Consider the following 12615-nt stretch of genomic DNA (forward strand, 5'->3'; position numbering starts at 1 on the left):
CTGACAAGGACATGTTGTGAACGGTGAACTGATTTGGGTCCTGAGCCTGCTGTTAATCGCCATCATTCTTTTTGCTACGGGCAAGGTGCGCATGGATGCCGTCGCCCTGTTTGTGATTGTCGCGTTCGTTCTGAGCGGTACCCTTTCCCTGCCGGAAGCCTTTTCCGGGTTTAGCGATCCCAACGTTATTTTGATTGCCGCCCTGTTTATTATTGGCGACGGGCTGGTACGCACCGGCGTGGCGACAATGATGGGGTCGTGGCTGGTTAAAGTGGCGGGCAGCAGCGAAACCAAAATGCTGATTTACCTGATGCTGACGGTCGCCGGACTGGGTGCGTTTATGAGCTCGACGGGGGTCGTGGCCATCTTTATTCCGGTTGTGCTGAGCGTCTGCATGAGGATGCAGATCTCCCCGTCGCGGCTGATGATGCCGTTGAGCTTTGCCGGGCTCATCAGCGGCATGATGACGCTGGTCGCGACGCCGCCGAACCTCGTCGTAAACAGCGAACTGATCCGTGAGGGGCTTGAGGGGTTTAGCTTTTTCAGCGTCACGCCGATCGGGCTGGTTGTACTGGTGATGGGCATTATCTATATGCTGTTGACCCGTTTCGCGCTGAAAGGGGAGAAGCAGGACAAAGCCAAAGAGGGCTGGAAGCGGCGAACTTTTCGCGATTTGATCAAAGAGTACCGTCTGACCGGGCGCGCCCGTCGGCTGGCTATCCGCCCCGGTTCGCCGATGATAGGCCAGCGGCTGGACGACCTTAAGCTACGCGAACGCTATGGCGCGAACGTCATCGGGGTTGAGCGCTGGCGTCGTTTTCGTCGGGTAATCGTTAACGTGAATGGGGTGTCAGAGTTTCGCGCGCGTGACGTCCTGCTGATTGATATGTCCACCGCGGACGTGGATCTGCGAGAGTTTTGTAGCGAGCAACTGCTGGAGCCGATGGTGCTGCGCGGCGAGTATTTCTCCGACCGGGCGCTGGATGTGGGAATGGCCGAGGTGTCGCTGATCCCGGAATCGGAGTTATTGGGCAAAACCGTGCGCGAAATCGGCTTTCGTACCCGCTATGGCCTCAACGTAGTGGGCCTGAAGCGCGATGGCGTAGCCCTTGAAGGGGCGGTGGTGGATGAGCCGATCCTGCTGGGGGATATCTTCCTCGTGGTCGGCAACTGGAAACTGATTAGCCAGCTCGGGCAGAAAGGCCGCGATTTTGTGGTGCTGAATATGCCGATTGAAGAGAGCGACGCGTCACCGGCGCACAGTCAGGCGCCCCATGCGATTTTTTGCCTGGTGTTGATGGTCGCGTTGATGCTGACGGACGAGATCCCTAACCCGGTGGCGGCGATAATCGCCTGTCTGTTAATGGGCAAATTCCGCTGTATCGACGCCGAAAGCGCTTACAAAGCGATTCACTGGCCAAGCATCATTCTCATCGTTGGGATGATGCCCTTCGCCCTGGCGCTACAGAAAACCGGCGGGGTGGATTTGATCGTAAAAGGCTTAATGGACGCGGGCGGGGGATATGGTCCGTACCTGATGATGGTTTGCCTGTTCGTCATGTGCGCCACCATTGGTTTGTTCATCTCCAATACCGCAACGGCGGTGCTGATGGCGCCTATTGCGCTGGCGATGGCAAAATCGATGGGCGTTTCGCCCTATCCGTTTGCGATGGTGGTAGCGATGGCGGCGTCCGCGGCATTTATGACGCCGGTATCTTCCCCGGTCAATACCCTGGTGCTGGGGCCGGGAAACTATCGATTCAGCGATTTTGTAAAGCTGGGCGTGCCGTTCACCGTGCTGGTGATGCTGGTATGCGTGGTGCTGATTCCGGTGTTATTCCCGTTCTGAGAACATCGCCGGGTGGCGGCTACGCCTTACCCGGCCTACGTGATTCGTAGGCCCTGCAAGCGCAGCGCCGCTGGGCGAAAAACTACAGCGGTGAATCCTGACTGATCTCATCCAGCGACAAATGGAAGCTCGGCACAAACACCTGCATAAAGTAATCCATCTCTTCGCTACGGCGGGAGTCGAGCGTTTTCTCCAGGCGCGTTTTCGCCAGCAGGAACTCGTTATTCCCCGCGGATAACTCTTCCAGACATTTCAGGTAGGCGCACAGCGCATCGGCCTGCTTAACCAGGGATTTCTCCTCTTCCGTATACTGATGCTCGTCGATCAGCGGCCCGAAGATATCACGCAGCTCATCAGGCACCATGTCGATCAGCTTCTGCTGGGCAATCTTCTCAATGGCCTTATATTCCTGGGCAATCTGCGAGTTGAAATATTTCACCGGCGTAGGCAGATCCCCGGTCAGCACTTCCGATGCATCGTGGTACAACGCCAGCAGGGCGATACGTTCGGCATTAACCTGCCCGTTGAATTTGCGGTTTTTAATCGCGGCCAGCGCATGAGCGACCATGGCAACCTGCAAACTGTGCTCAGACACATTTTCAGTGCGCACGTTGCGCATCAGCGGCCAGCGGTTGATGAGTTTCAGGCGGGAGAGGTGGGCAAAGAAATGACTCTGACTCATAGGTTACCTTATGTCTTCACTGCGACGGACTTCATTGTGCGGGGAGGGGAGGGAAGATGCAAATTTGCAGATGTTACAGGCCGGGTAAGCGCAGCGCCACCCGGCGGAAAGTCAGCGTTACTGATGGTACCCCGAGAGGAATCGCCCGAAGCGGCTGATGGCCATTTCGAGATCGTCTTCGCGCGGCAGGGTTACAATACGCACGTGATCCGGCCACGGCCAGTTAAACGCCGTCCCCTGAACCAGCAGCACTTTTTCCTGCAACAGGAAGTCGAGCACCATTTTCTGGTCGTCGTGAATATTGAAGCGCTTCGCGTCGATTTTCGGGAACATATACAGCGCGCCGTTAGGCTTCACGCAGGAGACGCCCGGAATATCATTAATTAATTCCCATGCACGGTTGCGCTGTTCATAGAGGCGGCCGCCTGGAACGATAAACTCGCTGATGCTTTGATAGCCCCCGAGTGCTGTCTGGATCGCATGTTGCGCCGGTACGTTGGCGCACAGACGCATGGATGCCAGCATCTCCAGCCCTTCAATGTAGCCTTTCGCATGTTTTTTCGGACCGTTCAGTACCATCCAGCCCTGACGGAAACCGGCAACGCGGTAAGTTTTAGACAGTCCGTTAAAGGTGACCGTCAGCAGATCGGGCGCCAGCGCGGCGATAGAGTGGTGCTGCGCCGCGTCGTACAGGATCTTGTCGTAAATCTCGTCGGCAAAGATGATCAGGTTGTGCAGGCGGGCGATCTCGACGATCTCCATCAGCAGCTCTTTTGAATAGACCGCGCCCGTCGGGTTATTCGGGTTAATGATCACGATTCCCCGGGTGCGCGGTGTTATTTTGGCGCGAATGTCATCCAGATCCGGGAACCAGTCCGACGATTCATCGCAAAGATAGTGCACCGCTTTACCGCTGGAGAGCGATACCGCAGCCGTCCACAGCGGATAGTCTGGAGCGGGAACCAGCATTTCATCGCCGCTGTTCAGGAGCGCCTGCATCGCCTGAACGATCAGCTCCGAGACACCGTTGCCAATGTAGATATCTTCAACGGTGACGTCGCGCATACCGCGAGCCTGGTAGTGCTGCATAATGGCTTTACGGGCGGAGTAGAGCCCTTTTGAATCGCAGTAGCCTTGTGCAGTGGGCAGGTTACGGATCACATCCACCAGGATCTCATCCGGCGCTTCAAAACCAAATGGCGCGGGGTTGCCGATGTTGAGTTTCAGAACCTTATTGCCTTCCTCTTCAAGGCGTTTTGCCTCTTTGAGTACCGGGCCACGGATGTCGTAACAGACGTTGTCGAGCTTGCTGGATTTTTCGATAGGGGACATGAACCTTTAACCTTTTCGCTATTATTGCAACTTCCTGCCGTGGAAGCAGCACGGAACAATGTACTCCCACCGCGCTTCGTTTTGAAGGGCGCACAGAAGAAGATTTTGTCCAACCAGGCAGCACTGCTGTGATTGCTTAATCTAATGATGGAGTGATTTTGCGCCTGAAATTACCGTGAAAACGCTTAATGTTGGGTTTTTTATGCTGAAAGTTTCACATAAATATTAATATTATTCTGATTTAAATAAAAAGACGATCCGGGCTGAAGCGTTAGTCCCCCTGAGTGACCATTCGTAAAACCTGAATGCTGAGATACAGTTTGCTCTATTAGCAAAGCCAGGTTAAAAGTTACTCATGTGAAATTAATGTTAAGTGTTATTAATGAATGGCCTGAATCTAAATTAAACTTTATTTATTATTAACGACGAAAATGCAACTTTCGTTAATTTTAATAAAAAGAGTGTAGTTGCTTATCATTGGCGTTAAATCCGTTATATTGCAATAAGACTTATAAATATAGTGGATTTGGGTTAAGATGTGTTTTGGGAATGCAGCGTAGCGATAGGCCTGTTACGTATATCAGCTTCTGCCTTCCTGTATTAATCGGTTGTTATTGTTAAAGTAATCTCTGGCTGATTGGGTAAGTCACATCTTGCTACGCTGGCAACGCTGCGATATAGATGGCAGAAAACATGTCTTACTCTTAATGGAATTTACATCTACCTTCAGATAACGAAATATCCTGAACGCAAGAGAATAAAAATAACGTCATGAAACGTGATTTCTGACTGTTGATATACCAAAGTACAATAACTATCTGTCAGGCAGTCTGCCGGGCCGGGACGCGAGGGAAACTCTTCAGAAGGAATTGCTTAACTGTTACACACAGCTTCAACCCGGGCAGCTCCGCACGAGCAACCTGAAAGTGAAAAGATATGATAAATGCAAATCGTCCGATAATGAATCTCGACCTCGATCTGCTGAGAACGTTTGTTGCGGTCGCCGATCTCAACACTTTTGCAGCAGCTGCTGCCGCCGTTTGCCGTACCCAGTCCGCCGTGAGTCAGCAAATGCAGCGGCTGGAACAACTGGTTGGTAAAGAGCTTTTTGCGCGTCATGGACGTAATAAGCTTTTAACAGAACATGGTATTCAGCTTCTGGGTTATGCCAGAAAGATACTGCGCTCTGAGAGATCCCCTCATAATTTCCCCAAAGCGTAACCATGTGTGAATAAATTTTGAGCTAGTAGGGTTGCAGCCACGAGTAAGTCTTCCCTTGTTATTGTGTAGCCAGAATGCCGCAAAACTTCCATGCCTAAGCGAACTGTTGAGAGTACGTTTCGATTTCTGACTGTGTTAGCCTGGAAGTGCTTGTCCCAACCTTGTTTCTGAGCATGAACGCCCGCAAGCCAACATGTTAGTTGAAGCATCAGGGCGATTAGCAGCATGATATCAAAACGCTCTGAGCTGCTCGTTCGGCTATGGCGTAGGCCTAGTCCGTAGGCAGGACTTTTCAAGTCTCGGAAGGTTTCTTCAATCTGCATTCGCTTCGAATAGATATTAACAAGTTGTTTGGGTGTTCGAATTTCAACAGGTAAGTTAGTTGCTAGAACCCATGGCTCCTTTGCCGACGCTGAGTAGATTTTAGGTGACGGGTGGTGACAATGAGTCCGTGTCGAGCGCTGATTTTTTCGGCCTTTAGAGCGAGATTTATACAATAGAATTTGGCATGAGATTGGATTGCTTTTAGTCAGCCTCTTATAGCCTAAAGTCTTTGAGTGACTAGATGACATATCATGTAAGTTGCTGATAGGTTTCCAGTTTTCCGCTCCTAGGTCTGCATATTGTACTTTTCCTCTTACTCGACTTAACCAGTACCAACCCAGCTTCTCAACGGATTTATACCATGGCACTTTAAAGCCAGCATCACTGACAATGAGCGGTGTGGTGTTACTCGGTAGAATGCTCGCAAGGTCGGCTAGAAATTGGTCATGAGCTTTCTTTGAACATTGCTCTGAAAGCGGGAACGCTTTCTCATAAAGAGTAACAGAACGACCGTGTAGTGCGACTGAAGCTCGCAATACCATAAGTCGTTTTTGCTCACGAATATCAGACCAGTCAACAAGTACAATGGGCATCGTATTGCCCGAACAGATAAAGCTAGCATGCCAACGGTATACAGCGAGTCGCTCTTTGTGGAGGTGACGATTACCTAACAATCGGTCGATTCGTTTGATGTTATGTTTTGTTCTCGCTTTGGTTGGCAGGTTACGGCCAAGTTCGGTAAGAGTGAGAGTTTTACAGTCAAGTAATGCGTGGCAAGCCAACGTTAAGCTGTTGAGTCGTTTTAAGTGTAATTCGGGGCAGAATTGGTAAAGAGAGTCGTGTAAAATATCGAGTTCGCACATCTTGTTGTCTGATTATTGATTTTTCGCGAAACCATTTGATCATATGACAAGATGTGTATCCACCTTAACTTAATGATTTTTACCAAAATCATTAGGGGATTCATCAGTACTGCGCTTTAATGATGAAGCCTGTATGTCATTAATGTTTAGCAACCTTCAGGGAGTGTTAACATTAGGGGCGTCAGATGAATCAGCAGATACCATTTTGCCCTTCCTTCTCAACCGAATTAGCTCGGTTTATCCGAAGCTTGCCCTGGACGTTAGCGTTAAACGCAATGCCTTCATGGTTGAGATGCTGAAAGAAAACGAGGTTGACCTGGTGGTCACCACGCATCGACCTGGCCAGTATGACTGCCTGACGCTGCGTACTTCTCCTACGCACTGGTACTGTGCCGCGGAGTACGTATTGCAAAAAGGTGAGCCAATACCCCTGGTCCTGCTGGACGATCCTAGTCCGTTCCGCGATATGGTGCTGACTGCGCTCAACGAAGCCAGTATTCCGTGGCGCCTGGCGTACGTTGCGTCAACGTTGCCTGCGGTACGAGCGGCAGTGAAGGCCGGACTTGGCGTAACAGCCCGTCCGGTGGAGATGATGAGCCCCGATCTGCGTGTGCTGGGTCAATCTGAGGGACTCCCGTCGTTGCCGGATACGGAGTACCTGCTGTGCCATAATGCCGCCAGCAACAACGAGCTAGCGAAAGTGGTATTCGAGGCAATGGAAAACTACCACAATCCATGGCAGTACGCGCCTGTTACTCCGGAAGGAGGGGATGACTCCCTGATTGTGGAAAGGGATTTTGAGTGATCATTCCCCCAAAATTCTCGTAACAAAATGTAAGTGCAAAAAAGAGCCACTCGCATGATTTTTTCCTGCGAGTGGTTTTTTTTGCTATTCATAACCGCGAACGGAGCAGGGTTAAAGCAAATACCGCTTATTTATCAATGCAGAAAATGCTTTTGGTTAAGTTATAAACGATACCTCTTCTAACTTGCCTAATACCCCGCCGATGTTAAAAAAACAGGAAATATGTTGCTGTTTTTTTGATTGAATTAACAAAAGCGTGTCTCAGATCAAGAAAATACTCCCATTTGGGGGGAGGAATCGTTGGCAAATCCTGTCAAAATAGGAGGGTTATTTTTTTTACTTCCAAAACGGACACGATTCAACAAGATGCATTTGACGTAAAGTCATGTACCCACCAGGGTTAAAGGGCACCAAATGTTAATGAGAATCGCACGTTGTAATTTAATGTGAAGAAACCTTTGTTAAAGTTGACAAAAGGTTATAGAAAGGAGTAAAAAACCCCATCATTTTGCTGTCTATGTCTCATTTCTGACAGTTAGTGTAAGGTTATTTTGTTCCTCCCCATGAATCGATGTGATGCCCATCTGCCAGCAAGAGCAGTGTCGTCGGTATCACTTTTGATGAGTAAGCAATGAGTATGTCAACATCCACAGAAGTCATCGCTCATCACTGGGCATTCGCAATCTTTCTTATTGTAGCCATTGGCCTGTGCTGCCTGATGTTAGTCGGCGGCTGGTTCCTGGGCGGTCGCGCCCGCGCAAGGCACAAAAACACACCTTTCGAATCAGGTATTGATTCAGTAGGTACCGCTCGCTTACGCCTGTCTGCCAAGTTCTACCTGGTAGCCATGTTCTTCGTCATTTTCGACGTGGAAGCGCTTTACCTCTTCGCGTGGTCTACCTCCATTCGCGAAAGTGGTTGGGTGGGCTTTGTCGAGGCCGCAATTTTCATTTTAGTGTTACTGGCCGGTCTGGTTTATCTGGTGCGTATTGGCGCGCTGGACTGGACACCTGTGCGTTCACGCCGTGAACACATCAACCCGGAAAACAGTATCTCTAATCGTCAGCAGTAACAGCGAGGCAATAAGATGGATTATACGCTCACCCGCATAGATCCTAACGGTGAGAATGACCGTTACCCCCTGCAAAAACAGGAGATCGTAACCGACCCCCTGGAGCAAGAAGTCAACAAAAGCGTGTACATGGGCAAGCTCGAACATGCCATGCACGATATGGTCAACTGGGGTCGTAAGAACTCCATCTGGCCATACAACTTTGGCCTTTCTTGCTGCTACGTTGAAATGGTGACGTCATTCACTGCGGTGCATGACGTTGCGCGTTTTGGGGCCGAGGTACTGCGTGCTTCTCCACGTCAGGCTGACCTGATGGTGGTGGCCGGGACCTGCTTTACCAAGATGGCACCGGTTATTCAGCGTCTTTATGACCAGATGCTGGAGCCAAAATGGGTAATCTCCATGGGCGCATGTGCAAACTCCGGCGGTATGTACGACATTTATTCCGTTGTGCAGGGCGTTGATAAGTTCATTCCGGTGGATGTGTACATCCCGGGCTGCCCGCCGCGTCCAGAGGCCTATATGCAGGCGCTGATGCTGCTGCAGGAGTCAATCGGTAAAGAACGCCGTCCGCTCTCCTGGGTTGTCGGCGATCAAGGTGTCTATCGCGCGAACATGCAGTCTGAGCGCGAGCGTAAACGTGGTGAACGTATTGCCGTCACCAACCTGCGTACGCCTGACGAAATTTAATTTGCGCCTGTGGGCCTGGAGAACACCTTCGCATATCACTACTCAAATAGCGCGAAGCCAGGCTTAACAGTCACCACGGACCATTTGCAATGGTGAACAATATGACCGACTTAACCGCGCAAGAAGCCGCCTGGCAGACCCGGGATCATCTCGATGACCCCGTCATTGGCGAACTGCGCAACCGTTTTGGGCCGGATGCCTTTACTGTTCAGGCCACCCGCACCGGGGTACCCGTTGTTTGGGTGAAGCGTGAGCAATTACTGGAAGTTGTCGATTTCCTCAAGAAATTGCCAAAACCTTACGTCATGCTGTTTGACTTACACGGCATGGACGAACGTCTGAGAACGCACCGCCAGGGTCTCCCTGCTGCGGATTTTTCCGTTTTCTACCACCTGATCTCAATAGACCGCAACACGGATATCATGCTCAAGGTGGCATTGTCTGAAAACGACATGCATCTGCCGACGATCACCAAACTTTTCCCGAACGCTAACTGGTACGAGCGTGAAACCTGGGAAATGTTCGGCATGACCTTCGACGGCCACCCGCATCTGACGCGCATCATGATGCCGCAGACCTGGACCGGCCACCCGCTGCGTAAAGACTACCCGGCACGCGCCACCGAATTCGACCCGTTTGAGCTGACCAAAGCCAAGCAGGATCTGGAGATGGAAGCGCTGACCTTCAAGCCGGAAGACTGGGGCATGAAGCGCGGCACCGAAAACGAGGACTTCATGTTCCTTAACCTCGGTCCAAACCACCCGTCTGCGCACGGTGCATTCCGTATTATTCTTCAGCTTGACGGCGAAGAGATTGTCGACTGCGTGCCTGACATTGGCTACCACCACCGTGGTGCCGAGAAGATGGGCGAACGTCAGTCCTGGCACAGCTACATTCCGTATACTGACCGTATCGAATACCTCGGCGGCTGCGTAAACGAGATGCCATACGTGCTGGCCGTTGAGAAACTGGCAGGCATCACCGTCCCGGATCGCGTTAACGTGATTCGCGTGATGCTGTCTGAACTGTTCCGTATTAACAGCCACCTGCTGTACATCTCCACGTTCATTCAGGACGTCGGCGCGATGACGCCGGTCTTCTTCGCCTTTACCGACCGTCAGAAAATCTACGATCTGGTGGAAGCGATTACCGGTTTCCGTATGCACCCAGCCTGGTTCCGCATCGGCGGCGTGGCGCACGATCTGCCGCGCGGCTGGGACCGCCTGCTGCGTGAATTCCTCGACTGGATGCCGAAACGTCTGGCGTCTTACGAGAAAGCCGCGCTGCGCAACTCCATCCTGAAAGGCCGCTCCCAGGGCGTTGCTGCCTACGGCGCGAAAGAGGCGCTGGAGTGGGGAACCACAGGTGCTGGCCTGCGTGCGACCGGTATTGATTTCGACGTGCGTAAAGCCCGTCCTTACTCTGGCTACGAGAATTTCGACTTTGAAGTCCCGGTTGGCGGCGGCGTTTCCGACTGCTACACCCGCGTGATGCTGAAAGTGGAAGAGCTGCGCCAGAGCCTGCGCATCCTTGAGCAGTGCCTCAACAACATGCCGGAAGGCCCGTTCAAGGCGGATCACCCGCTGACGACGCCGCCACCGAAAGAGCGCACGCTGCAACATATCGAAACCCTGATCACCCACTTCTTGCAGGTTTCCTGGGGCCCGGTCATGCCGGCACAAGAATCCTTCCAGATGATTGAAGCGACCAAGGGTATCAACAGCTACTACCTCACCAGCGACGGCAGCACCATGAGCTACCGTACCCGCGTGCGTACGCCAAGCTTTGCGCACCTGCAGCAGATCCCGGCCGCCATTCGCGGCAGTCTGGTCTCCGACCTGATTGTGTATCTGGGTAGTATCGATTTTGTTATGTCAGATGTGGACCGCTAATTATGCACGAGAATCAACAACCACAAACCGAGGCTTTTGAGCTGAGTGAAGCAGAGCGTGCCGCCATTGAGCACGAGATGCACCACTACGAAGACCCGCGTGCGGCGTCCATTGAAGCGCTGAAAATCGTACAGAAACAGCGTGGTTGGGTGCCGGATGGGGCGATCTATGAGATCGCAAAAGTGCTGGGCATTCCGGCGAGTGACGTAGAAGGCGTAGCCACGTTCTACAGCCAGATCTTTCGTCAGCCGGTCGGCCGCCATGTGATCCGCTACTGTGACAGCGTTGTCTGCCACATTACCGGTTATCAGGGCATTCAGGCTGCGATTGAGAAGAAACTTAATATTAAGCCGGGCCAGACCACGTTCGACGGACGCTTTACCCTGCTGCCAACCTGCTGCCTGGGTAACTGCGACAAGGGACCGACCATGATGATTGATGAGGACACTCACAGCCATCTGACGCCGGAAGCGATTCCTGACCTGCTGGAGCAGTACAAATGAAAACTGTAATTCGTACTGCTGAGACGCATCCGCTGACCTGGCGTCTGCGCGATGACAAACAGCCGGTCTGGCTCGACGAATATCAGAGCAAAAACGGCTATGCCGGTGCGCGTAAAGCCCTCGGCGGCATGGCGCCAGACGACATCGTTAATGCGGTGAAAGAGTCTGGCCTGAAAGGGCGCGGCGGTGCGGGCTTCTCCACCGGTCTGAAGTGGAGCCTGATGCCGAAAGATGAATCCATGAACATCCGTTACCTGCTGTGTAACGCCGATGAAATGGAGCCGGGTACCTATAAAGACCGCCTGCTGATGGAACAGCTGCCGCACCTGCTGGTGGAAGGCATGCTGATCTCCGCGTTCGCGCTGAAAGCGTACCGTGGCTACATCTTCCTGCGCGGTGAATACATCGAAGCGGCTGAAAACCTGCGTCGCGCGATTGCCGAAGCCACTGAAGCCGGACTGCTGGGAAAAAACATCCTGGGCACCGGGTTTGACTTCGAGCTGTTCGTGCACACCGGTGCCGGGCGTTATATCTGCGGTGAAGAAACCGCGCTGATTAACTCCCTGGAAGGCCGCCGCGCGAACCCGCGCTCCAAGCCACCGTTCCCGGCAAGCTCCGGCGTGTGGGGTAAACCGACCTGTGTAAACAACGTCGAAACCCTGTGTAACGTTCCGGCTATCCTTGCGAACGGCGTGGAGTGGTATCAGGGCATCTCATCAAGTAAAGATGCCGGTACCAAGCTGATGGGCTTCTCCGGTCGCGTGAAGAATCCCGGCGTCTGGGAGCTGCCGTTCGGCACCACCGCACGTGAAATTCTTGAAGACTACGCCGGCGGCATGCGCGATGGCCTGAAATTCAAAGCCTGGCAGCCGGGTGGGGCAGGGACAGACTTCTTAACCGAAGCCCACCTTGACCTGCCAATGGAGTTCGAAAGCATTGGTAAAGCAGGCAGCCGTCTGGGTACCGCGCTGGCGATGGCCGTCGACCACGAGATCGGCATGGTATCCCTGGTGCGTAACCTGGAAGAGTTCTTCGCCCGCGAGTCCTGCGGCTGGTGTACACCATGCCGTGACGGTCTGCCGTGGAGCGTGAAGATCCTGCGCGCTATCGAACGTGGCGAAGGCCAGCCTGGCGATATCGAGACACTTGAGCAACTGTGTCGATTCTTAGGGCCAGGTAAAACCTTCTGTGCCCACGCACCGGGTGCCGTCGAGCCGCTGCAGAGCGCGATTAAATATTTCCGCGACGAATTCGAAGCAGGCATCAAGCAGCCGTTCAGCAATACCCATTCTATCAATGGTATTCAGCCGAACCTGCTGAAAGCACGCTGGTAAAAACAGAATTTTGATTAACGCTCGGTTTCGGCCGAGCCAACTGGAAGC

9 protein-coding genes and 2 pseudogenes are annotated in these 12615 nt (G+C 52.6%); 8 read left to right on the forward strand and 3 right to left on the reverse strand.

Features of this window, described 5'->3' with window-relative positions:
• Nucleotides 1-16: 16 nt before the first annotated feature.
• A complete protein-coding gene (locus SK51_RS11470; RefSeq protein ID WP_022648833.1) occupies nucleotides 17-1849 on the forward strand; it encodes an SLC13 family permease in 1833 nt (610 codons plus the stop codon).
• Between the two features lie 82 nt (nucleotides 1850-1931).
• Here the strand turns inward: SK51_RS11470 and yfbR are convergent, their stop codons facing one another.
• Both yfbR and alaA read right to left on the reverse strand, forming a co-directional pair.
• Nucleotides 1932-2531 (reverse strand): 5'-deoxynucleotidase, encoded by a 600-nt coding sequence (yfbR, locus tag SK51_RS11475; RefSeq protein WP_022648832.1) that lies wholly within the window; start codon nucleotides 2529-2531, stop codon nucleotides 1932-1934.
• A gap of 117 nt (nucleotides 2532-2648) precedes the next feature.
• Nucleotides 2649-3863, reverse strand: a complete 1215-nt coding sequence (gene alaA / locus SK51_RS11480; protein ID WP_022648831.1) for an alanine transaminase AlaA — start codon at nucleotides 3861-3863, stop codon at nucleotides 2649-2651.
• 936 nt (nucleotides 3864-4799) lie between these two features.
• Between alaA and hexA the strand changes: the two are divergent.
• A pseudogene (gene hexA, locus SK51_RS11485) lies at nucleotides 4800-5048 on the forward strand (transcriptional regulator HexA); the annotation flags it as partial.
• A gap of 14 nt (nucleotides 5049-5062) precedes the next feature.
• Here the strand turns inward: hexA and SK51_RS24180 are convergent.
• Complete coding sequence (locus SK51_RS24180) at nucleotides 5063-6271, reverse strand: IS4-like element ISVsa5 family transposase (RefSeq protein ID WP_001339197.1); 1209 nt, start codon at nucleotides 6269-6271, stop codon at nucleotides 5063-5065.
• 106 nt (nucleotides 6272-6377) lie between these two features.
• On the opposite strand from SK51_RS24180, the pseudogene SK51_RS11490 reads away from it, so the two are divergent.
• The 6 genes and pseudogenes from SK51_RS11490 to nuoF form a co-directional block, all read left to right on the forward strand.
• Nucleotides 6378-7076, forward strand: a pseudogene (locus SK51_RS11490) (LysR substrate-binding domain-containing protein); the annotation flags it as partial.
• A gap of 631 nt (nucleotides 7077-7707) precedes the next feature.
• Nucleotides 7708-8148, forward strand: a complete 441-nt coding sequence (gene nuoA / locus SK51_RS11495) for an NADH-quinone oxidoreductase subunit NuoA (protein ID WP_003861475.1) — start codon at nucleotides 7708-7710, stop codon at nucleotides 8146-8148.
• Between the two features lie 15 nt (nucleotides 8149-8163).
• Entirely contained in the window at nucleotides 8164-8838 is a 675-nt protein-coding gene (gene nuoB / locus SK51_RS11500; protein ID WP_003861482.1) for an NADH-quinone oxidoreductase subunit NuoB, read from the forward strand.
• An 89-nt stretch (nucleotides 8839-8927) separates the two neighbouring features.
• Complete coding sequence (gene nuoC, locus SK51_RS11505) at nucleotides 8928-10730, forward strand: NADH-quinone oxidoreductase subunit C/D (protein WP_003861484.1); 1803 nt, start codon at nucleotides 8928-8930, stop codon at nucleotides 10728-10730.
• 2 nt (nucleotides 10731-10732) lie between these two features.
• Nucleotides 10733-11233, forward strand: coding sequence for an NADH-quinone oxidoreductase subunit NuoE (nuoE, locus tag SK51_RS11510; RefSeq protein ID WP_006176513.1), 501 nt, complete (start codon nucleotides 10733-10735; stop codon nucleotides 11231-11233).
• Nucleotides 11230-12567 (forward strand): NADH-quinone oxidoreductase subunit NuoF, encoded by a 1338-nt coding sequence (gene nuoF / locus SK51_RS11515; RefSeq protein WP_003861487.1) that lies wholly within the window; start codon nucleotides 11230-11232, stop codon nucleotides 12565-12567. Before nuoE ends, nuoF begins: the two co-directional genes overlap by 4 nt.
• Nucleotides 12568-12615: the final 48 nt, after the last annotated feature.

Source organism: Enterobacter sp. MGH85 (assembly GCF_001037655.1).
Classification (GTDB): Bacteria; Pseudomonadota; Gammaproteobacteria; order Enterobacterales; family Enterobacteriaceae; genus Enterobacter; species Enterobacter intestinihominis.